Raw genomic sequence first — 22,062 nt, forward strand, 5'->3', positions numbered from 1 at the left:
CATCACAGGTTAGTAACGGTTTTGGGATGATTGTGCCAAGCTAAGCCTCGCGGCTCGGCAAAATCCCGCATACCTCACCAGGACGCGGCGCCCTCGAACGCCGTAGGCGTGGGGTCGTAGCCGAGATCTTTCCTCGCTCGGGTGATGTCGAGAGTGCGCTCGACGGCCAGATGCCCGACGGCGTACCTGCTCAGACGGGGTGGGCGTCCAGTGATCAGGGCGGCGGTCTCGGCGAGCGCGGCCAGGCGCATGGCCAGGCCCTGAGCCAGGTAGACGGGTTCGGCGTCGATGTCCCGCTCCCGCAGGACGGCGCGCAGGGCGGAGCCCAGGGTGACGGGCTCGCTGTCGGTCACGTTGTAGACGCCGGGAGGGCCGGTCGTGGCCAGCAGGCAGGCCCGCACGAGGTTGTCCACCGAGGTGAGGCTGAGCCTGGTCGCGCCGCTGCCCACCGCGAGGAGCCGGCCCGCCCTGACCGAGCGCAGCAGGCGGGGGAGCAGGGTGGTGTCGCCGCTGCCGTAGATCGCGTGCGGGCGCAGGATCACCGCATCGCCTCTGACGGCGTGCTCGGCGCTGGCCTTGGCGGCGCCGTAGGCGTTGGCGTAGCGCCTGACGGGGGCCTCGGACTCGGTGGCCATCACCGTGGGACGGAAGGGGTCGTAGACGCTGGCCGTACTCACGTGGACGAAACGCGCGCCGGGGAAGGCGGCCACGGCGTTGCGGGTGCCGGTGACGTTGGCCTCCCAGATCTCCGCGGGCGGGCCCCAGTCGGTCACGCTGCCCGCGCAGTGGATCACCGCGTCGACCCGCTCACCCGGCGGTTCGCCGTGGACCAGGTCCCACGAGGTGTACGGCACGCCGCCCAGATCGGCGTGCGGCCGCCTGCCGAAGGCGAGCACCTCCCAGCCCCTCGCCGCCGCGGCCCTGCACACGTGGCCGCCCACGAAGCCGGAGGCGCCGGTGACCGCGACCCTCATCGGGCCACCCGCGTCCTGATCGCCGCCCTGTCGAGCTTGTCGCTGCGGCCCTTGCGGGGCAGCTCGGGCAGGGTCACGATCCGGTCGGGCAGCGCGGCGGCGTCCACGAGGCCGGGCAGGGCCCCGCGCAGCGCCCTCTCGTCGTAGCCCGCCGTCGTGGTCAGCGCGAGGACGACCTCCTCGTCACCCGTCTCCTGATCGGCGAGCCCGACGATGGCCGCCTCGCTCACGCCGGGAAGGGCGGCGATGGCGGGCTCGTACAGGCCCGGGTAGATGTTCACGCCGTCCCTCAGGATCATGTCCTTCTTCCTGCCGAGCAGGACGAGGCGGCCCTGGTCGTCGAGCCTGACGAGGTCGCCGGTGGGCAGCTCGGTGAGGGGGTCGTGACCGAGGTAGCCGTGGGCGAGGTGCGGGCCGCTGACGAAGAGCTCGCCGTCACCCGCGACCCGGACGCCCACCCCCGGCAGGGGCGCGCCGAGCAGGTCCCCCTCGGTGACGGCGAGCTTGTCCTCCGCCGTGGCGATCGCGATGGGCAGCGCCTCGGTCATCGCGTAGACCGACAGCACCTGGGCCGAGGGCGCCGCCGCCATGGCCTTCCTCAGGACGGCGGGCGGCGCGGGGGCGGCGCCGAGAAGCAGGCAGCGCAGGGTGTCAGGAAGAGAGGGTGTGCGTGAGAGGAGTTCGTGCAGTTTCACGGGGACCGAGAACGCGTGCGTGGCCTCCCGTGCGGCCAGCTCCTGTGCGTAGTCGCCGCGCCCCCGCATCGACCACGTGGCGCCCGCAATCAGCGCGGGAAGGCCGAGGATGAACTGGTCGGTGTGCACGATGTCCTCGGGACCGAGCGAGACGGCCTCGGTGAACAGCCGCAGCCCCTCCGACAGCGACCGCCTGGTGTGCACGACGCCCTTGGGCTGCTCGGTGGTACCCGAGGTGAAGGCCACCACGGCCGGGTGGTCGTGGACCAGCGGAACGGCCTGGACGGCGGGCAGCCCCTCGAGTCGTAGCGCGCCCGCCGGCACACCCGGCAGCCACCTGCCCGTGTAGAGGTGGCGGGCGTGCGGGAACGGGTCGCGCAGGTTCGGCAGCACGAGCCCCCTTCGCCTGGCGGGGCCCTTCAGCGGGCCGCTGAGCAGGTAGAGGAGCGACTCGCTGAGCACCCAGCGCGGCCTGGTCAGCGCCATGCGCCCGGCGAAGACCTCGGGGGCGAGCCCTGGATCGGCCAGCACGAGGGTCCCTCCAGCCGCGACCGCGCCGAGCGCCATGGCGACGGCGTCGGGGCCTGGGCGGACGGCGAAGAGCGCTCCGAACCCCTCCTCGCCCTGGGCCCCGGACGCGAGGGCATGGGCGATGGTGAGGACGCGCTCGCGCAGCGTCCCGTACGAGACGGGTGCCCCGCCGGGGGCGATGAGGGCGGTTCTGGAGGGGGTGGCCGAGGCCACGTCCAGAACGCCGCTGACGATGTCGATCATGCGGCTCGGATCCAGAGGTGCTCGTAGGTGGGGATGAGGACGCCTCGGGCGGCGCGCCGTCCGACGATGCGCAGATCGTGCCGGAGCAGGACGGAGGCGACGGCGCGGATCTCGGCGAGCGCGAGAGGGTAGCCCAGGCAGAAGTGCGCCCCCGCGCCGAACCACAGCCTGCGCAGTTCGGGCGGGTGCCGGCGGGACAGGTCGAAGGGGCCGTAGGCGCGGGCGCAGTTGTGGGTGGCGATGAGCACGCGGTCGCCTGGCCGTACGGGTGCGCCTCCGACGTGGGCGGGCTCGGCGACCGAGCGGAGCATCACCGGGGTGGGGGTGGTCACCCGCATGGCCTCCTCGATGGCGAGATCGAGGTCGATCCCTCTCCCCGCTCCGTGGTCGTGGAGGAGGGCGATGAGGCGGGGGACGAAGGTGGCGACTGTCTCGGTGCCGGTGAGGAAGAAGGCGCCCGCGGCGCCCCTGGCCTCGGCCTCGGACAGGCCGAGCGCGCGCATGCGGCCCATGACCGTCGACGGGTCCTCGGCGCGGTAGGCGGCGGAGGCGATGTCGCCGATGCCGTCCAGGACCTCACGGGCGATCGCGACCTGGCGGGGGTTGAGCCGCCTCGTGCGGAGCGAGACCATCGAGGCCACGCGCTCCCCTTCGGCGAACAGGGCGAGGGCGCGCCCTGCCGAGATCTCGCCCAGCCCGATCACCCTGCAGATCACCGCCCCCGCCATCAGCCGCATGTGGTGGACGAGGTCGACGCTCTCGCCGCGCTCCAGCCGTGCGGACAGCTCCTTCAGCGGCTGGGCGAGCACGTCGGTCACCAGGGCGGAGACCGACGAAGGTGTGAACAGCGGGGCGAGCTTGGCGCGCAGCGTGGCGTGCGCGGCGCCCTCCATGTTGAGCAGCACGGAGGGGCCGAGCACGGGTGTCCAGAGGTCGCCTGGCGAGCCGGGGCCGTCCTTGCGGAAACGGGGGTCCATGAGCACGCGGCGGGCGACGGCGGCGTCGTTGACCACCACGCCGACGCCCGGCACGCGCACGACGGGACCGAGGCGCGCGATGAGGCGGATCAGCGGGTAGGCGAAGGGATGGGCCGCCAGGTAGAGCCTGGTCTCCTCGGTCATCGGATGTCGATCACCTCGGGGCTGTAGTGGTGATCGATGTACCAGGCGAGGGTGCGGACCAGGCCGTAGGCGCGCAGGCGGCGCACCGAGCCGAACACCACCACGTCGCGGCGGGAGCCGTACGCGCCGGTGAGCCTGCGCACCCTGTTGACCAGCACGCGGTCCTCGTGAGCCTCCTCGATCGCGGTGCGGGGGAAGCCTCCCGCTCGCTCGTAGAGGTCCGCGGTGATGGCGAGGGTGGCCCCCGGCATCATGACGTACGGCCCACGGTACTCGGGCGAGCGGTTGCCGGGCCTCGCCTTGCCGAAGAACGCGGCGATCTCCACCACGGCGGGGATGAGGCGGCGCTCCCACAGCTTCAGCGGGAACTCGTCGGTCCTCGCGCGCAGCTTGCCGCCGACGAGTTCGAGCCCGTCGGCGAAGGCGCGGCGGATGTTGGCGGTCCAGTCGGCGCGCGGCAGGCAGTCGGCGTCGGTCCTGGCCAGGTGGGTGGCGCCGTTGGCGATCGCGTGGCGCATGCCGGTGTCGGCCGCGGCGCCCGTGCCCTTGCGCGGTTCGTGGATCACCTCGACGCCGAAGCCCCTGGCGATCTCGGCGGTGCCGTCGGTGCTGGCGTTGTCCACGACGACCACGGTGAAGTCACGGTCGCGCTGCTCCTCCAGGGCGCGCAGCGTCGCCCCGATGCCCGCCGCCTCGTTGTAGGCGGGGACGACGACCCAGAGCTTCATCTACATCTCCGCCAGCATGACGCCCATGCTGATGCCGCCGCCGAGGCCGAGCATCGCCACCCTGTCACCCGGCGCCCAGCCGCCGAGCTGGAGCTGCAGCGGGAGCGTCGCCGACGCGCAGTTGCCGTGCCGGGGCAGGGTGACGACCAGCCGGTCCTCGGGGATGCCCAGCGTGTCGGCGAGGAAGCGCAGGTACGGCAGCGCCACCTGGTGCACCGCCACGACCGCGAAGTCGTCCCACGTCAGGCCGGTGCGCTTGAGGGCGTTGAGGAAGAGGTCGGGCCCCACCTTCTCGAACGCCTCCTTCAGGCGCCGGCCGTCGCCGCGGAAGTAGGAGTACTCGGGGTCGCGCGGGTGCGCCGAGCCGCCGCCGGGGAGGGTGCCGATCGCCCATGCCGTGCTCTGAGCCGAGAAGTCGCGGTAGAAGATGCCGCGCCTGCGGTCGGCCGCGACCAGCACCGCCGCGCCCGCGTCGGACAGCGTGTAACCGGCGAAGGAGTCCACGAACTGTTCGCGGTCGCTGACCTGCCACCTGATCGCCCTGGACGGCACCTCGCCCGTGCACACCAGCACCCTGCGATGAGTGCCCGTCCGGATCAGCGCCTCGGCCACCTGGACCCCGTTGAGCAGGCTGTTGCAGGCGTTCTTCACGTCGAACACCGGGCACGACAGGCCCAGCTTGGCGGCCACGATGTGGGCGGTGGCGGGCTCGACCATGTCCTGCGAGGCCGAGGCGAAGACGAGCAGGTCGACGTCGTGGTCGAGCCGCCTCGCCGCCTCGGCGGCCAGGTCGGAGGCCTGCTGGTCGTCGGCGGCCACGTGACGGGCGGCGATGCCCGTCAGGCGCTCGATGAGCCCTCTGGGCGCCCTGAAGCCCTCGATCAGCTCCTCGACCTCCGCGCTGGTCCGCGTATGGCCGGGGAGATATGTCGCTATGTCCACAATGCGCGCCTTCACACGGAGCACGCTAGCCATCCGGGCTTGCAGAACGGTTACCGGGCCGCCTCACGACCGCGCGATGCGCTCGACCTGGGTGAGGTCGGCCAGGTACAGGTGCGGCACGTCCACGAACACCCGCATGGGGCCGCAGTCCAGGCCGAGATCCCGCGCGATCCCGGCCTGGACCTCTCTGAGCGGCACGTAGTTCAGGTAGCAGGTGTAGGCGTTCTGCGAGCGGAAGGTCGCCGTCATCGCCAGCGCGCCGTCCCTGATCCTGACCGCCACCGCCGCCAGGCAGGGCACCGCGTCGTACGGCTCGCCTGGCCGCGTCAGCGACACCCATGCGCTCTTGCTGTAGGGCCGCGCCCGCAGCAGCCTGATCGCCCATTCCATCTGAGGAGTCAGGCGCTGCCCGTAGCTGTACTTGAACGGCGGGATGACCTCGGCCTCGGTGAACTTACGGGCGTAGAGCATGCGCTTGGCGGGGTCGCCGTACTCCCTGAGTATCGGGTCGTCCCAGCGCACGTCGCTGATCTCGAACAGCACGGCGGGGCCCTCGATCACCGGGCCGCGGTCGTCGTCGGCGGGCTCGCCCGACGCCCGCACGTGCCGCATCAGCCATATCCACGCCTCCCCACAAGACGCCCACCTGGTGGGCTCGTCCATCACGTCTCCACGTTGGGAAAGTTGTAGGGGTTGTGGGGAAGGCGGCGCCGCCTGGTGACATTGCACCGCACGTAGTAGACCGAGTAGTGCACGAGCGCCACGAGCATGATGCTGATCAGCAGCAGCGGCACGTTGAGCTCGCCCTTGCTCAGCCCTGTGACGCCGACCGTCAGATAGGCGGAGTTGACGATCGACAGCATCATGACGTTGATCCCCGGCCACGCCAGCGGGGCGTAGGTCTCGGGGAAGCGTGGATCGACGGGCAGGTTCGGCGACCAGTCGAACTCGTCTTTCAGGCGGGTGACGTAGAGCAGCCTGAAGTTGTTGAGCGCGCGAGCCGTCCTGGCGTGCGCGTTCACCGCCTCGATCAGGCGCAGGAACGGCAGCACGGCCAGCAGGCCGAAGGCGGCGACCAGGGCGTAGAGATACCAGGGAACGGTGTCCCACCTGGTCAGGTCGGCCGGGTTGACCACCTTCGTACTGGCCAGCGCGATGGTGGCGGCGAAGGGGGCCGAGAGCAGGCTCATCGCCAGCCTCGTCATCTTCAGCCGCTCGTCCTTGGCGGCGAGGTGGACCGCGTAGATTCCGCTGAAATCAACGGCGGCCAGTTGGAGGAACTGCGTCGCTTCGAGCGGCGTCGGGGGTTTCCGCATGAGCGTGCTCCTGGAATGCCAGCTGATTCCAGTATGAGTCGCCGTCTTGAGTTTTGTACCAACAAATCTCAACTTGCTCTGGTCAATGTCTGGAGCTCCACGTGATCGATGTACGCCGTGGGCAGGCCGTACATGATCGTGGCGATCTCCCTGTCGTGGATCACGGGGAGGGCGGCGAGCGCGTCGGAGGCCAGGCCGCGGCAGTACTCCAGGGTGTCGGGCACGATCGAGGTCTGCCTGAGCGCCGCGAGGGTGGTCTCCACGTCGTCGTGCAGGATCGACGGATCCTTGGCCATGGCGGTCAGGAGAGGCAGGGTGTAGAGGCCCTGGCGCAGGTCGTTGCCCGCCGGTTTGCCCAGTGCCTGCGCGGGCGCCGTCAGGTCGAGCAGGTCGTCGAGGATCTGGAAGATCAGGCCGAACCGCTCGCCGTACGCGGCCATCCTGGCCCTCTCCTCGGCCGAGGCCCTGGCGCAGATGGCGGCGACCAGGCAGGAGGCGCGGAAGAGGGCGGCGGTCTTGCCGGTGATCGAGCGCAGCGCGCTCTCCGTGGTGCGGTGCGGGTTGTGCAGGTCGGTGGTCTCCAGGTACTGCCCCTCCGCCAGCTCCACCACCGTCGCGGCCAGCACCTCGGCGACCGGCCTGGAGACCGAGGTGATCGCGGCCAGGCCCGCCCTCGCGAGCATGAAGTCGCCGATGACCAGCGCCTTGCCCTCGCCCAGCTCGGCGTTGAGCGTGCGCGCGCCCCTGCGCTGGGTGGCGTGGTCCATGAGGTCGTCGTGGACGAGCGAGCCGGCGTGGATCAGCTCGACGCACGCCGCGGCGGTGATCACCCTGCGGTCGGGCGACCTGCCGAACGCCAGCGAGGTGGCCAGGGTCAGGGCGGGCCGCAGGCGCTTGCCTCCGGCGGTGATGATCCGGTCGGCGCCGGTGTTGATGCCGGGAAGGGCGGAGGAGCCCGCGAGGCGCCTGATCCTGGTCTCGACCCTGCGCAGGCCATGGGCGATCGCGGGGGTGTTCAGCAGCTCATCCATGTCCTCCAGCCTGCGTCGCGCGTGCTGTGGATTTCCTGAGAGCGGCTGTGAACGGGCTCAGCGCGGGGTGCTCGCCGTACCCTCGCCTGAAGGCGATGAGGGTGCGGCGCTCGATCTTCACCTGTGTCAGCCGCACGCCGGAGGGCGGGCGGGCGGCGGCGAGCCTCGGCACCAGCGCCACGCCCTGGCCGGCGGCGGCCAGCAGCAGGACGGTGTCGAAGTCGTCGATGTGGTGACGGACGCGCGGCTCGAACCCCGCGGCCTGGCAGGCCCGCAGGGTCATGGTGTGGCAGAGCGTGCCGGGGGTGCTGACGATCCACGGGTCTCGCGCGGCCTCCTCCAGGGCGCTCCTGGTGGTCAGGTACATCGGCTCGGTCAGCAGGGGCCTGGTCTCGACGCTGTCGTCGACGACGGGCGGGACGAAGTCGTACTCGTGGACCAGCGCGACGTCCAGCGTGCCCGCGCGCAGGGCGGCGGAGACGTCGGCCGGATCGATCTCGGCGACCATCGGCTCCAGGCCGGGATGCTCCTCCCCGAGGATGGTCAGGGCCTCGGGCAACAGGGCGCGGGCCGCGGTCGGGAACGCGCCGATCCGCAGCGGCCCCGAGGGCCCCGTGCGCGTGGCGGCCAGCGCGGCCTCGGCTCGTTCCAGGCTCGCCAGGACGGCTTCGGCGTGCTCGACCAGGAGGCGGCCCGCGGGGGTGAGGACGACCGTGCGGCCGGTCCTTTCGAGCAGCGGCAGGCCCGCCTCGCGTTCGAGGGCGCTGAGCTGCTGGGAGACGGCGGAGGCGGTGAAGGTGAGCGCCTCGGCGACGGCGGCGATCGTGCCCCTTCTGGAGAGTTCGCGCAGCAGCTTGAGCTTTCGCGGGTCGAGCATAAGGCCAGCTTACGGGTGACGCCACAAACGCGAACTGGTGCTGACGGTGGCGCGTCCTCCAGGCTGGGAGCCATGCTTTCGGGAATCTACGTGCCGCTGATCACCCCCTTCGACGAGTCGGGTGCCGTGGCCTACGCCGCGCTGGAGAAGCTCGCCGCCTCGGTGCTCGACCAGGGAGCGGCGGGGCTGGTGGCACTGGGGACGACGGGGGAGCCGTCGGCGCTGTCGGCGGCCGAGCGCCGCACCGTGGTCGCGATCTGCGGGGAGGCGGCGCGGTCCTACGGCGCGCAGCTGATCGTGGGCGACCTGCAGCTGGTGGAGGGGGCCACCGCCGCGCTGGTGACCGTGCCCGCCTTCGTCAGGCCGGGCGAGCGGGGCGTGATCGCCCACTTCGAGCACCTCGCCGAGCGGAGCCAGGTGCCGCTGGTGATCTACCACATCCCGTACAGGACGGGCCAGCCGCTGACCGCCGCCGTCCTGCGCAGGCTCGGCGAGCACCCCATGATCGCCGGCGTGAAGTACGCCACGGGCTCCGTCGACCAGGACGCGGTCGCGCTGCTCGGGGAGGCGCCCTCCGGGTTCTCCGTGCTGACGGGCGACGACGTCTACCTCTCGCCGATGCTCGCGCTCGGCGCCTCAGGCGGCATCCTGGCCTCGGCGCACCTGCACACCTCGTCCTTCGTGTCGATGGCGGCGTCGTGGGACCGCGCGCTCGGGCACCGGCTCGCGGCCATGTCGGCGACGCTGTTCGCCGAGCCGAACCCGACCGTGCTCAAGGGGGTCCTGCACGCGAAGGGCCTGATCCCCACCCCCGACGTACGGCTTCCGCTGGTGCCCGCCACCGCGGAGTCGGTCGCCCGCGCCCTAGATTGGGGCGCGTGAACCGGCTGAACGAGACGGAGCACGCCGCCTGGATCGGCTATCGGCGGATGAGGCTGCTCCTCGACTTACAGATTCAGCGTGACCTGATGCGCGACTCCGGGCTGTCCGAGCCCGACTTCGACGTGCTGTCGAACCTGTCCGAGGCCACGGGGCAGAGAATGCGCCTGACCGAGCTCGCCGCGCACCTGCGGTGGTCGAAGAGCAGGCTCTCCCACCACATCGGCCGCATGGAGGGCCGGGGGCTGGTGAGCAGGCAGGAGGTGGCCCACGACGGAAGGGGCGCGGCCATCGTGCTCACCTCCCGGGGAGTGAGCACGATCAAGGAGGCCACGCCAGGACACGTGGCCTCCTTACGCAGGCACTTCATTGACCTGCTCACCGAGGACGAGCTGCGGACCCTCGCCCAGGTGTCCCGCACGGTGCTGTCCAGGCTCGAATAATCTCTGGACATCTTTAGGTTCGTCCCATAATCTCTCCGGCATGGGTTCCCTGTGATTCTCGCGACGCGTTGAGCGCTGTCATGTCCGTTTCGCGATAGTGGAATCCAGGAGGACGCTTCCATGCGTACCGCCCAAACTGCCCTTTCTCATGTCTCCCACCGTTACGCCGACCAGGTCGTGCTCGACCAGGTCTCGTTCACCGTCAAGCCCGGCGAGAAGGTCGGGGTGATCGGCGACAACGGGTCGGGCAAGTCGACACTGCTGCGCCTGCTGGCGGGGCGGGCGCTGCCGTCCAACGGCTCGCTCACCGTGTCGGTCCCCGGCGGGATCGGATACCTGCCGCAGACCCTTGAGCTGCCGGGCTCCGCGACCGTTCAGGACGCCATCGACCTGGCGCTGGCCGAGCTGCGCGAGCTCGCCGCCGAGATGAGCGCGATGGAGTCCTCGCTGACTCCCTCGCGGTTCGACGCCTACGCCGAGCTGATCGCCCGCTTCGAGGCGAGGGGTGGCTACACCGCCGACACGCGGGTCGACGCCGCGCTGCACGGGCTCGGCCTGCCGGGTCTGTCCAGGTCGCGGCGGCTCGGCACCCTGTCGGGAGGCGAGCGGTCGAGGCTCGCGCTGGCGGCGACGCTCGCCTCGTCGCCCGAGCTGCTGCTGCTCGACGAGCCGACCAACGACCTCGACGACTCCGCCGTGTCCTGGCTGGAGGACCACCTGCGCGGGCACAGGGGGACCGTCATCACGATCACCCACGACAGGGTGTTCCTCGAGCGGATCACCTCGACCATCCTCGAGGTCGACCTCGGCAAGGTGCGCCGCTACGGCAACGGCTACGCCGGCTACCTCGCAGCCAAGGCGGCCGAGAGGGCGGCGTGGGCCGAGGAGTACGAGGAGTGGAAGGAGGAGCTGGCTCGCCACGCGGGACTGGTCGAGGCGAACGCGGGACGCATGGCCGCCATCCCTCGCAAAATGGACAAGGCCGGCATGGGTACCGGCACGTGGCGGGCGCGCTCGCGCACGCATGGGGCGGCCAGCCGCATCAGGCAGTCGCAGCAGCGAGTCGAGTGGCTGCACGCCAACCCGGTGCCGCCGCCGCCCGAGCCGCTCCGCTTCGCGGCCACGCCGAGCGTCGTCTCCGGCGCCCAGGGGCCGAGGCCGGTGGTGGAGCTGGCGGAGGTCCGGGTCGGATCACGGCTGGCCGTGCCGTCGCTCAGCATCGCGCCGGGTGAGCGGCTGCTGGTCACCGGGCCGAACGGCGCGGGCAAGACCACGTTCCTGCGCGTGCTGGCCGGCCAGGTCGTTCCCGACTCGGGCACGATCAGGCGTCCGGCCAGGATCGGCTACCTCCGGCAGGAGGAGCCGGTGTTCGACCCGGCGCACACCGTGCTCAGGGCCTACGCCACCGGCCGTCCCGGCACGATGGACGAGCACGCCGACGCTCTCGTCGCGCTCGGGCTCTTCCACCCCGCCGACCTGGGCGCCAGGGTGGGCGAGCTGTCGGTGGGCCAGCGCAGGCGGATCGAGCTGGCCCGCCTGGTCAGCGACCCGGCCGACCTCATGCTGCTGGACGAGCCCACCAACCACCTGTCTCCCGTGCTCGTCGAGCAGTTGGAGGAGGCGCTGGCGGGCTACACGGGCGCGCTGGTCATGGTCACCCACGACCGCGGCATCCGCGCCTCGTTCACCGGCACCCACCTGGAGCTGGCCGACGGCGCCTTCGCCGCCGCCTGACCCCTGGGCGGTCACCTCCGCGGAGGTGACCGCCCGAATCAGCGGGCGGGATGGCGGATGGCCTGGCCGATGTCGCCCACCCGGTCGGCCAGCAGCCCGATGGCGCCGACCGCGCGCGTCATCGGGTCGTCCTCCGCTCCTCCCAGCGCCTTGGTCCTGAGGTAGGCCGTCTTGACCGCGGCCCACCGCGCCTCCTGCTCGGGCGTGAGCCTGCCGCGCAGCTCGGCCAGCTTGAGCAGGTTGGACTCGGCGCCGGTGGTGAGGGTCTGCGCCTCACCGAGATAGTGGTCGTCGATGAGCTGCTCGAGCTCGGCGTCGTTCATCACGGGGACGATGCGCTCGGCCAGCTTGTTCATGTTGCGGTAGGAGCCCTGCAGCCGGAACGGCGGCTCGGTGCGCGAGTCGTCGGACTGGGCGGCGGAGGCGATGTAGGCCTGGTTGTTGGCCAGCACCACCTCCTGCACCCTGACCAGCTTGCGCAGGACGCTGAGGATCTGCTCGAGCTCCACCTTCGAGTAGGGGTGGCTGAGCTGGTCGGTGCGCACGTCGGTGTCGCCCCTGGCGATGCGTACCAGCAGCTCGACGTCGCCCCTGTCGCGCGTGGACAGCGGGGCGAGGACGGGGTTGGAGGTGAGCGCGTTGTCGATGTAGCTGAGCGCGAACAGGTCGTCCTTGCCGGAGAGCACGTCACCGAGGTTCCACACGTCCGCGCGGTTGGCGAGCATGTCGGGGATGCGGAAGCGCTGGCCCGACTCGGTGTACGGGTTGCCCGCCATGCACACCGCGAAGCGCTTGCCGCGCAGGTCGTAGGTGCGGGTGCGGCCGTTCCACACGCCCTCGATGCGGCGCTGGGCGTCGCAGAGCGAGATGAACTTCTGCAGCAGCTCGGGCGAGGTGTGCTGGATGTCGTCGAGATAGAGCAGGGTGTTGTTGCCCGACTCCAGCGCGAAGGAGATCTTCTCGACCTCCTGCCTGGCGGTGGCGTCGGGCGCGTCGCCGGGGTCGAGCGAGGTGACCTCGTGGCCGAGCGCCGGGCCGTTGACCTTGACGAAGAGCAGGCCGAGACGGCTGGCCACGTACTCCATGAGCGTCGTCTTGCCGTAGCCGGGCGGCGAGATGAGCAGCAGCAGGCCCATCTGGTCGGTCCGCTTGCTCTCGCCCGCCGCGCCGAGCTGCTTGGCGAGGTTGTCGCCGATGAGCGGCAGGTAGACCTCGTCGAGCAGGCGGTTGCGCACGAAGGCGCTCATGACCTTGGGCTTGTACTCCTCCAGCCGCAGCCTCTCGCGCTCCCGCGCGACCAGCTCGCCGCGGTGCTTCTGGTAGGCGCGGTAGGCGGGGACCCGCTCGGCCCTGAAGGCTCTGGTCCTGGCGAGAGTCTCGTCCAGGCGCAGCGTGAGGGCCCTGTCGGTGATCCTCGGGTGGGTGCCGAGCAGACCCTCGACGGTGGCCGTGAGCGCGGCGCTGGAGTCGTGCCTCGGCAGGTCACACAGCTGGACGGCCAGCGCCTCCGGCAGCTCGTCCGATTGGTCGAAGGCGCCGAGCCACGCGTGGGCCAGCTGGATGCGGTCAGGCAGGTCCAGCGCCGCCAGGTCCTCCTCGAACTCGCGGGTGCGGGAGGGGCCGAGCGTCTGCCGGAACCTGTCGAGGATGCCCCTGGCCGCCTGGCTGGTGACGAAACCGTCAGGCTTGCCCGCCAGCTCCTCGACGAGGTACTCGGCGGCGAGCTCGGAGGGCGTGCCGAAGACGCCGGCGGGAAGGAAGCGGGAGATCTCCTCCGAGAGCTCGGCCCCGAAGGCGTCGAGCGCCTCGACCCTGCCGAAGGCGTCGCGGGCCCTGACCAGGGAGCCCGCCCGAGTCGCCAATGTTTTACGTGAAACATCCTCCACGCCGAACGCCCAGAAGAACTGGGCAGCGGCGCGGGCGGACGGCGGATAGCGCAGCAGCCCCGCGCCCTCCTGGAGGCGTTGCAGGGTCTCCAGGATCGCCGTCGCGTCGTGGTCGTGGACGCCGCGCTCGTAGCCCTCGTCGTAGCGCTCCTCGGCCGCCAGCCGTACCAGCGAGGGCAGGTCGGCTCCCGACGGCACCGTGGGCAGCAGCGAGGCGGCCAGGTGCTCGGCGCGGTAGACGTCAGCGGTCTCGGAGACGAGCAGCTGCGACCAGAACGGCCTGGTCTGCTCGAAGGAGGCAGGAGCGGGGGAGCGGTAGTCGGTGCCGGTGATGGAGAAGTGCATGGCGCCGTCGTGCGGCACGAGGGTCAGGTCGATGGGCTGGGTGTTGACCGCGAAGCGGTGCCTGCCGAGCCTGAGCGTCTCGCCGTCGGCGGAGAACAGGTCGAGGCGGTCGCGCAGGGAGCGGCCCGCCTCCTGCTGGGCCGCCTTGATGCGGCCCTCCAGCTCCTCGGCGCGCACGCCGTCGCCGAGCGCTCGCAGCTCGTCCGCCGAGGAGCGCAGCTTGGCGATCATGGGGTCGGTGGCGAAGTAGGTGTTGACCTCGTCCAGCGACGCCAGAGCGGTCACCCTGCGGGTCACGCTGGTCAGGATGCGGTCGGCCGAGGCGGAGATGCGGTCGGCGCGCCTGGCCCTGTCGTCGAGCTGGGTCTGCTTGCGGGCGGAGAAGGCCTCGTAGACGTCCTCCCGCTTGGTGGTGAGCTGGAGCGCGAAGTCGTCGAACTCGCCGAAGCGGGACTCCAGCGTCTCCAGCTGGAGCATGAGACGGCCGAGCTGCTCGTCGCAGCGCCCAGGGGTGTCGGCCATGGCGAGCGCGCCGGTCACGGCCTGGCCGAGCAGCGCGAACTCGGCGGCGAAGGCGGCTCTGCCCTCGGTGGCGAGCAGCTCCTTGCGTCGGCCTTCGAGGACGGCCCGGGCGCGGTTGACCCCGCCGAGGACCTCGCCGATGCGCTCGAGGATGGCGGTGCGGACCGTGGCGTCGGCGATGTCGAGCGAGCCCACCACCTCGGTGACGACCTCGAGCCCCTCGGCCTGGGCGAGCAGCCGCTCGGAGACGGGCGCCGCCTCCGCGACCGTGGCGATGGCAGAGGCGTCGGCCTCGAGCTGGGCGACGGCGGCGTGGTAGCCGGTGAAGGCGTCGGCGCCCTGGAGGAAGTCGACCGCCCTTCTGCCGACGGAGCGCAGCTCCTCGCTCACCCTCGCGCCGAGCGCGTCGAGGCCCGCCAGATCGATGTAACGGACCTCCCTCAGCGTCACGAGGTGGCCCTGCGCCCTGCGCAGCGACGCCAGCCTGGACACCCAGGCGTCGGCGCTGGTGAGGGTCTCCGACTGCCGTACGAGGGCGAGGGTCTGCGAGGTGGCGCTCTCCAGCGTGCCGGCGGCCTGCGCGGTGAGCTGGGCGACGTTCTCGTACTCGTCGAGGACCTGCTCGGCCGTGGCCCTGACGTCGCCGAGGGGAGTGCTCAGGCCGTGCTCGCCGAGCCAGTGGTAGTGGTCGAACGCCCGCGTGCACGCCGCGATCAGCGCCTCGAAGGTGGCCTCGGAAGGCGCCATCTCCTCGACCATGCGCGCGACCGACAAGCAGTCGGAGATCCCCCTGACCAGCTCGGCGTTGCCGATCCGCTCCAGCGGCCCCGTCCCCGTGGGCTGGGCGGCGGCGTAGGTGTCGGAGACGTACGGCGTCTGCCACACCTGCATCGGATGGACCCTGGTCGGCTCGTCGGAGGTCGCCCTGAACACCACCAGCGTCCCGTCGTCGAACAGGGAGTACCCGTGACAGGGCAGCGGGTTGGCGACCTCCTTCCTGATCACGTTGTACGGCAGCAGCAGCGACCTGCCGTCCTCACGCGCGTGGAAGACGTAGAGCACGTCCTCGCCGTTGGGGGAGCGGATCACCCGCTCGAACTCCAGGTCGGCCACCTGCGTGTCGAAGGTCTTGGACACCCCCGTGGACAGGTAGTAGCCGCCGGGGAAGATGATCCCCTGGTCCTCGGGGAGCCGCTGGCAGGCCAGCGCGATGCCGTCGAGCCTGGTGACGGTCTTGGTGCGGGTGTTGAAGACCAGGTGCCGCCACTCGCTCTCCTTGTACGGCCTGACCCGCAGCAGGATGAGGGGGCCGATCCTCGCGTGGTCGACCTCGGCGTCGGCCAGCGACTGCAGCGGCTCGGTGACGGGCTCGGTGTAGATGCCCTCGCCCGACTCCGTGTTGTTCTCGATCTTGATGGTGAGGTCGCCGCCGACCGTCTCGACGAACACCTCGTCCTGGATCGAGATGTGCGGATGCCTGCCGAGCACGTGGTCGTCGCGGGTGGTCGGCGTCCACTCGAAGTCGTGCGAGGGCGGGAAGACATGATCCCGCTCGCCCCTGTTGTCCAGGTACTTCAGTTCATGGCCGAGGGCCCACCTGAGCACGCGCAGGTCGGAGGGGCCGGTCTGGAAGACCGCGAGCAGCTTGCCCTCCATGCGCCTGAGCTGGAGGAGCCTGGTCTCCTTGTAGTAGCGGTAGAGCTCGGAGAAGTCCTTGCGGAAGGCCGGATCGGCCAGCGCGTCCAGCTGCCCCGCGTCGAAGCTGAACGCGTCGCCTTCGCGGGCGAACCTGTGGACGGAGAAGACGTCGTCCACGGAGGTCTCGGGCTTGAGCCCGATGAAGACGTTGTAGCCGAAGAGCATCAGGTCGCCGACCGAGACGATGTCGCGGGGGACGCAGTTGTTCTCCGTACGGATCCGCTCGGTGCCGATCAGGCGGAGCTCGGCCCCGCCGAAGACCTTCAGCCGTTCGGCGTTGACCGCCTCGGCCGCCCTGGCCAGCTGCTTGGCCTGGGCGCCGAGACGGCTGCGCAGGACCTCGTAGGTCCCGGCCTCGAGAGACGTGGTCACCGCAGCGCCGCCACCGACGACTCGGCGACCCCGAGCCTGCGCGCGCTTTCCAGCAGCTCGTTCAGCTTGGCCGTGTCGGGCCCGCCGTGCGAGATGAGCTGCATCAGCAGCGCCGACACCGTCAGGTTCTTCACGTCCTCGCTGCTGACGCCGCCGATGAGCTTGGCCAGGTCGTCGGTCAGGCTCGCCGTCCCGTTCAGGTACGGCTCGGCCAGCGTCTGCGTGACAGTCGAGTGCTCGACGAACCCGTCCACGACCTTGCCCGCCGTGATTGAGCCGACCACCCTGTCGAAGAACATCGTGTCGCCGCCGACGATGTCGATGTTGGCCTTGGACAGGCCCGCCGCCACGACGCTCGCCTGCGACTCGGCGACCTGCCTGTGCACGTCGATGTGCTTGAGCCTGATCTCCTTCTCCGCCTCGAGCCTCAGGCGGAACTCCTCGTGCGTCCTGGTCGCCTCGTCCATGGCGGCCATCGCCTTGGCCTTCTCGATCAGACCCTCGGCCTCGGCCTTCAGCCTGTCGCCTGTGACCAGGGCCATGGCCTGCTCGCCCTCGGCCTGCGCCTTGAGCCTGTCGCCCTCGACCAGCGCCATCGCCTTGGCGCCCTCGGCCTCGGCCTTGAGCTTCTCGGCTGTCGCCATCGCCTCGGCGCGGCCGACCCGCTCGATGGCGTCCGCGCCGCGCTCCCTGACCTGCACGTCGGCCAGCCCCTTGGCGGCGGCCTCCGCCTGCAGGCCCTCGGCCAGCCGGATCTTGGCCCTGGCGTCGAGCTCGGCCGCCTGCTGCCTGGCCTCGGCCAGCACGACGTCCTCGCGCGCCTTGTGCTTGGCTGCGGCCTCCGCGGCCTCGGCGGCCTTGATGTCCTTGACCAGGCCCTCCTGGGCTTCGGCCTCGGCGTGGATGATCGTGGTCTGCCTGAACCGCTCGGCCTCTTCGAGGGCGCGCAGCTTCTTGATGTTCTCTTCCTGCTCGGCGACCGTCTTCTCCACCGCGATCCGCTCGCGCACGACCTCGGCGATCGAGCGCTTCTCCGTCTCGACCTCCTTGTCCTTCGCGATGCGCGAGAGCTCGGTCTCCCGCTCGCGGGCGATGACCTCCAGCATGCGGTCCTTCTCGATCCGCTCGCTCTCGATGGCGATGACCCGCTCGCGGTTCTTCTCGGCCACGGCGATCTCGCGGTTGCGGTTCTCGGTCTGCACGCCGAGCTGCTCGTCGGTCTTGATGTGCGCGCCCTGGGCCCGCAGCCGCTCCTCGGCCTGCACGCGGGCGATCTCGGCCTCCTCGCGCGCCTTCATCGTCTCGATCTCGCGCTTCTGCTTGATCTCGGCGTCGGCCTGGCGGCGCTTCAGCTCGAGGATGGCCTCGGTGGCGTCGACGTTCTGGCGCGTGATCTCCTTCTCCTCGCTGCGCCTGAACTCGTTGGTCCGCACGTTCTCCGTCGCGGTCAGCTCGGTGATCTTGCGGATGCCCTGGGCGTCGAGGATGTTGGCCGGGTCGAGCTTGGCCATCGGGGTCTGCTCCAGGTAGTCGATCGCCGCGTCCTCCAGGCTGTAGCCGTTGAGGTCGGTGCCGATGACCTGGATGATCTGGTCGCGGAACTCGTCGCGCTTGGTGTAGAGGTCGACGAAGTCGAGCTGCTTGCCGACCGTCTTGAGCGCCTCGGAGAACTTCGCGTTGAACAGCGCCTGGAGCGTCGTCTCGTCGCTGGCCCGCTCGGTGCCGATGGCCTGCGCCACCTTGATGACGTCCTCGATGGTCTTGTTGACCCGCACGAAGAAGGTGATGCGGATGTCGGCCCTGATGTTGTCGCGGCAGATCAGGCCCTCGCCGCCGGTACGGGCGATCTCGATCGTCTTCACCGAGATGTCCATGACCTCGGCCTTGTGCAGCACGGGCAGCACCACGGCCCCGGTGAAGGTCACATCGACCCTGCGCACCTTGGAGACGATGAGCGCCTTGCCCTGTTCGACCTTTCTGAAAAGCCGGCTGATGACGAAGATCAGACCAATGACGACGATCAGGATGACGGCGAGCAGAATGCCGAACCCGGTCGAGATGACACTCATGAGTGGTCCTCCATGACCCAGAAGAACTCGCCCTCTGCGTCGTAGTCGAAGATCAGCGCGGCCTGGCCGCGAGAGAGCACGTCGCCGCCCGTCGTCCTGACCTGGACGACGGCGGAGGAGCCGTCAGGGGCGGTGACCTCGGCCTGGCCGAAGGCGGCGTCCGCCCTGCCCGTCCGCACCACGCACCGCTGACCGACGAAGTCGTGGCGGGAGGGCTCACGCCGGTCGGGGAAGAGCCTGCGCATGGGGATGATCAGGAGCTTCGTGCCCGCCCACCCGGCCGCGAGCGCCGCGCCGAGCACGAGCGGTCCGCCGAAGGAGAGCTCCGTCCCCGCGAGGCTGACGAACCACGCCAGCGCGACGTACAGCGAGAAGGCCACCGTGGCGGGGACACCGCCGAGCCCGAGCGGCAGCTCCACGCCGTCGAGGTCGACGTCACCGCCCATGAACATGACCACGATCCAGTAACCGACGACCACGATGAGCAGGAAACTGAAGAGCACGGTCGGAAAGGTCAGAGCGGCGTCGACAAAAGCGGGCATCAGTTCCCTCGGATAAAGGCCCCCGTAGTGGGGCGAATATATCCAATCAGGGGTTGCAAACCGCTTTAAAAGCGCTTAACTCCCGGGTACGGCCAGCCCCGTCTCGTAGGCGACGATGACCGCCTGGACCCTGTCACGCAGTCCCAGCTTGGTCAGCACGTTGCTGACGTGTGTCTTCACCGTGTGCTCGCTGACGACCAGCTCCGCGGCGATCTCCGCGTTGGACAGGCCGCGCGCGATCAGCGCGAGCGTCTCCTTCTCCCTGACGGTGAGGGCGGCCAGCCGCTCGGCCGAGACGGAGGCGGCCGCGGGGCGCGAGGTGAACTCCGCGATCAGGCGGCTCGTGACGGTGGGGGCGAGCAGCGACTCCCCTGCCGCCACGACGCGGACGGCGTTGACGAGGTCGTCCCTGCGCACGTCCTTCAGCAGGAACCCGCTCGCCCCCGCCCGCAGCGCGTCGTAGACGTAGTCGTCGAGGTCGAAGGTGGTGAGCATGAGGACCTTGGTCTCCTTGCCCACCAGGCGGGCGGCCTCGATGCCGTCCATCCTGGGCATGCGGATGTCGAGGAGCAGGACGTCGGGCCGGTGCTCGCGCACCAGGGCGACCGCCTCGATCCCGTCGGCGGCCTCGGCGACCACGTCGATGTCGGGCTGGGCGTCGAGGATCATGCTGAATCCGCCGCGGACCAGCTCCTGGTCATCGGCGACCACCACGGTGATGCTCATCGGCTCTCCTTGAGAGGGTCGGGAGACGTCGACCCGACGGACGATCCGAGGGGCGCTGGTCCTGCGGGGGCAACGGGTTCTTCGACGGGGGTGAGAGGGAGTCGCACCGACACGTGGAAGCCAGGGCCGTCGGCGCGGGGGCCCGCGCTCGCGGTGCCACCGCAGGCGGCGGCGCGCTCGCGGATGCCGATGAGGCCGTGGCCGCCCGAGGGCAGCCGGAGCCCGGAGCCCTCGCCGTCGTCGGTGATGTCGAGCAGCAGCGCGTCCGGCTGCCACCGCAGGAGGAGTTCGGCCCTCGACGCTCCCGAGTGCTTGACGATGTTGGTGAACGACTCCTGCGCGATGCGGTAGACCGCCACCTCGACGTCGGACGGCAGCGCCCGCTCGATGCCGTGCGTCTCGATCGAGACGGGCAGCGGCAGCTGGGAGGCCAGTGTGGAAAGGTCGGCGACCGTCGGCTGGGGAGCGCGCGGGCCCTCCTCCTCCTTCAACGCTCCGAGCATCCGGCGCAGCTGGACCATCGCGTCGCGGCCCGCGGCGGCGATGGCGTCGAAGGCGGCCTCGGCGCGGCCGGGATCGCTCCTCACCACCACGGGCCCCGCCTCCGCCTGCACGACCATCAGGCTGACCGCGTGGGCCAGGATGTCGTGCATGTCGCGGGCGATCCTGGCGCGTTCGAGCTCGGCGGCCCGTTCGGCCTCCAGCACGCGCTCTCGCTCCAGCCGTACGGCCCGCTCCTCCAGCGCCGCGGCATAGGCGCGGGAGGTCGCGGTGGCCCGTCCGATCGCGTAGGCGGCGACGGCGCCGACGGTGCCGCGGACGGCGGTCTCCGACGAGCCGACCAGCAGCAGCCCGCCGCCGATGGTGATCGCCAGGACCGCCAGCCTGGGCCAGCGGGGCGTGTAGGCGGCGACGGTGTACATGCTGATGAGGCTGCCGTACCAGATCGGCTGCGCCGGGACGGTCTCGGCCAGGTCGTAGAGCGAGAGGGCGAGCATGGAGACCGCCATGCTCGTCACGGGCGCCCTGCGCCGCCAGACGAGCGGGAGGACGGCCGTGATCACGACCACGTATCCCCACCAGTGCCACGGCTTGCCGTCATGGTTGTCGCCGACGAACGGCCACAGCTGGATGAGCAGGACGAACGCGGTCAGAGCAAGATCCACCTGCAGAGGCGGCAGCGCGCGGAAGCGCTCCTTGAGTCGGGCAATCTGCGGCAGATCGGACACAGCGTCCAATCTTCCTCCTCTTTGGGGATGCTCCGAGCCTGGTCCGGAGTTATGCGGATCGACCTGAGACATCGTCGGCGATCGGAGAGGAGCCACGGATCGCCGGTGGGAGCGGTTTTCGCTCACTCTCAGGAGGGATTTTGAAAATGATTATCGATAGCATGATGCCCCTGAGGGAAGGGAGCTCTGATGTCGGTCCCCGTGGTGATAGTCGCAGGGATTCACGCGCAGGCCCGTGCCGAGGTCGTCGCCGAGCTGGCCCGCCGCCATCCGGGGTCCGTGACGATCAGACCAGGTGATCCACCGGTGGCGGCCCCGCTGCTGATCGTCGAGCTGGGGGACGACGACGAGCCGCGCCCCGTGGCCGAGGCGCTGGCCGTGCGGCCCGAGCTGCGGCTGACCGGCGTGCTGACCGCGCTTGAGGCCGACCACATGCCGCTCGACATCTGCAGGGGCGACCGCCTGCCCTGCGGCAGGCACGTGGCGGCGGTGCTGGCCAGGCAGATCGAGTACGCCACGGGGCTGGTCGTGGTCGGTGACGATCCCGAGCTCGCCCTGCCCGCGCTCGCCCATCTCGCTCCGCTCACCCCGATCGGGCTGCCCGACGTGCTGGGCCCCCCGATCGACGTGGAGGCGCTGGCCGCGCGGGTCGACCCTGCGACGGCCCAGTTGCCGTGCGCGCTGGAGACGCAGGACTTCGAGACCGTCGTGTGGCGCAGGGTGCGCCCGATCCACCCGCAGCGGCTCTTCGACGCCGTGGAGGAGCTGGTCGCGACGACCGTGCGCAGCAGGGGCAGGTTCTGGCTGGCCAGCAGGCACTCGTCGCTGCTGGCGTGGGACGCCGTGGCGGGGATGGTCGAGGTGGCCGAGGCCGGCACGTGGCTGGCCGCGCTGCCCGACAGCGCGTGGGGCCAGGTCGGTACGGCCCGCAGAGCCGCCGCGGCGCTCGACTGGACCCCGACCATGGGCGACAGGGTCCAGCACCTCGTCTTCACCGGCTGCGGCGGCCTCGACCCCGACAGGCTCATCGCCCTGCTCGACTCCTGTCTGCTCACTCCTGAGGAGTCGGTCGCGGGAGCCGCGGTGTGGGAGACCTATCCCGATCCTTTCGCCGAGTTGACCTCAAGCAAGGTCGAGGTTGCAGAGTGGGGTGACTGAC

Annotated in this window: 18 protein-coding genes; 4 read left to right on the top strand and 14 right to left on the bottom strand. The window is 70.7% G+C overall.

Annotated elements, in window-relative coordinates; genetic code table 11:
• Positions 1–74: 74 nt before the first annotated feature.
• The 9 genes from FHR33_RS27455 to FHR33_RS27495 form a co-directional block, all read right to left on the bottom strand.
• Entirely contained in the window at positions 75–974 is a 900-nt protein-coding gene (locus tag FHR33_RS27455; RefSeq protein ID WP_183653446.1) for an NAD-dependent epimerase/dehydratase family protein, read from the bottom strand.
• A complete protein-coding gene (locus FHR33_RS27460; protein WP_183653450.1) occupies positions 971–2,443 on the bottom strand; it encodes a class I adenylate-forming enzyme family protein in 1,473 nt (490 codons plus the stop codon). Before FHR33_RS27460 ends, FHR33_RS27455 begins: the two co-directional genes overlap by 4 nt.
• Entirely contained in the window at positions 2,440–3,564 is a 1,125-nt protein-coding gene (locus FHR33_RS27465; RefSeq protein ID WP_183653453.1) for a cytochrome P450, read from the bottom strand. The genes FHR33_RS27460 and FHR33_RS27465 overlap by 4 nt, the downstream gene beginning before the upstream one ends.
• A complete protein-coding gene (locus tag FHR33_RS27470) occupies positions 3,561–4,292 on the bottom strand; it encodes a glycosyltransferase (protein ID WP_183653456.1) in 732 nt (243 codons plus the stop codon). The genes FHR33_RS27465 and FHR33_RS27470 overlap by 4 nt, the downstream gene beginning before the upstream one ends.
• Positions 4,293–5,249: a 3-oxoacyl-ACP synthase III family protein gene (locus FHR33_RS27475; protein WP_312895742.1), complete on the bottom strand. Its 957-nt coding sequence runs from the start codon at positions 5,247–5,249 to the stop codon at positions 4,293–4,295.
• Between the two features lie 48 nt (positions 5,250–5,297).
• The gene (locus tag FHR33_RS27480; RefSeq protein WP_183653462.1) at positions 5,298–5,897 is read right to left on the bottom strand and encodes a thymidylate synthase family protein; all 600 of its coding nucleotides are present in this window, start codon (positions 5,895–5,897) and stop codon (positions 5,298–5,300) included.
• Complete coding sequence (locus FHR33_RS27485) at positions 5,897–6,550, bottom strand: hypothetical protein (protein WP_183653465.1); 654 nt, start codon at positions 6,548–6,550, stop codon at positions 5,897–5,899. The genes FHR33_RS27480 and FHR33_RS27485 overlap by 1 nt, the downstream gene beginning before the upstream one ends.
• A gap of 68 nt (positions 6,551–6,618) precedes the next feature.
• Complete coding sequence (locus FHR33_RS27490) at positions 6,619–7,581, bottom strand: polyprenyl synthetase family protein (protein ID WP_183653468.1); 963 nt, start codon at positions 7,579–7,581, stop codon at positions 6,619–6,621.
• Positions 7,574–8,458, bottom strand: coding sequence for a LysR family transcriptional regulator (locus FHR33_RS27495; RefSeq protein ID WP_183653471.1), 885 nt, complete (start codon positions 8,456–8,458; stop codon positions 7,574–7,576). The genes FHR33_RS27490 and FHR33_RS27495 overlap by 8 nt, the downstream gene beginning before the upstream one ends.
• 72 nt (positions 8,459–8,530) lie before the next feature.
• On the opposite strand from FHR33_RS27495, the gene FHR33_RS27500 reads away from it, so the two are divergent.
• From FHR33_RS27500 to FHR33_RS27510, 3 genes are all read left to right on the top strand, one after another.
• Positions 8,531–9,340: a dihydrodipicolinate synthase family protein gene (locus FHR33_RS27500; RefSeq protein WP_183653474.1), complete on the top strand. Its 810-nt coding sequence runs from the start codon at positions 8,531–8,533 to the stop codon at positions 9,338–9,340.
• The gene (locus FHR33_RS27505; RefSeq protein WP_312895743.1) at positions 9,337–9,780 is read left to right on the top strand and encodes a MarR family winged helix-turn-helix transcriptional regulator; all 444 of its coding nucleotides are present in this window, start codon (positions 9,337–9,339) and stop codon (positions 9,778–9,780) included. Before FHR33_RS27500 ends, FHR33_RS27505 begins: the two co-directional genes overlap by 4 nt.
• Positions 9,781–9,900: 120 nt before the next feature.
• Positions 9,901–11,514, top strand: a complete 1,614-nt coding sequence (locus FHR33_RS27510) for a TlrC/CarA/OleB/SrmB family ABC-F type ribosomal protection protein (RefSeq protein ID WP_183653477.1) — start codon at positions 9,901–9,903, stop codon at positions 11,512–11,514.
• A gap of 38 nt (positions 11,515–11,552) precedes the next feature.
• Here FHR33_RS27510 and FHR33_RS27515 read toward each other — a convergent pair whose 3' ends face one another.
• From FHR33_RS27515 to FHR33_RS27535, 5 genes are all read right to left on the bottom strand, one after another.
• The gene (locus FHR33_RS27515; protein ID WP_183653480.1) at positions 11,553–16,337 is read right to left on the bottom strand and encodes a DNA repair ATPase; all 4,785 of its coding nucleotides are present in this window, start codon (positions 16,335–16,337) and stop codon (positions 11,553–11,555) included.
• The gene (locus tag FHR33_RS27520; protein ID WP_183653484.1) at positions 16,334–18,406 is read right to left on the bottom strand and encodes an SPFH domain-containing protein; all 2,073 of its coding nucleotides are present in this window, start codon (positions 18,404–18,406) and stop codon (positions 16,334–16,336) included. The genes FHR33_RS27515 and FHR33_RS27520 overlap by 4 nt, the downstream gene beginning before the upstream one ends.
• Positions 18,403–18,909: a hypothetical protein gene (locus tag FHR33_RS27525; protein WP_312895744.1), complete on the bottom strand. Its 507-nt coding sequence runs from the start codon at positions 18,907–18,909 to the stop codon at positions 18,403–18,405. Before FHR33_RS27525 ends, FHR33_RS27520 begins: the two co-directional genes overlap by 4 nt.
• Positions 18,910–19,023: 114 nt before the next feature.
• Positions 19,024–19,674, bottom strand: coding sequence for a response regulator (locus FHR33_RS27530; protein ID WP_183653489.1), 651 nt, complete (start codon positions 19,672–19,674; stop codon positions 19,024–19,026).
• Positions 19,671–20,903 (bottom strand): sensor histidine kinase, encoded by a 1,233-nt coding sequence (locus FHR33_RS27535; protein WP_312896017.1) that lies wholly within the window; start codon positions 20,901–20,903, stop codon positions 19,671–19,673. Before FHR33_RS27535 ends, FHR33_RS27530 begins: the two co-directional genes overlap by 4 nt.
• A gap of 189 nt (positions 20,904–21,092) precedes the next feature.
• On the opposite strand from FHR33_RS27535, the gene FHR33_RS27540 reads away from it, so the two are divergent.
• Positions 21,093–22,061 carry a GTP-binding protein gene (locus tag FHR33_RS27540; RefSeq protein ID WP_183653495.1) on the top strand — a complete coding sequence of 323 codons (969 nt, stop codon included), beginning with the start codon at positions 21,093–21,095 and terminating at the stop codon, positions 22,059–22,061.
• The last annotated feature ends 1 nt before the right edge of the window (position 22,062 follow it).

The organism is Nonomuraea dietziae (genome assembly GCF_014195505.1).
GTDB classification, from domain to species: domain Bacteria; phylum Actinomycetota; class Actinomycetes; order Streptosporangiales; family Streptosporangiaceae; genus Nonomuraea; species Nonomuraea roseola.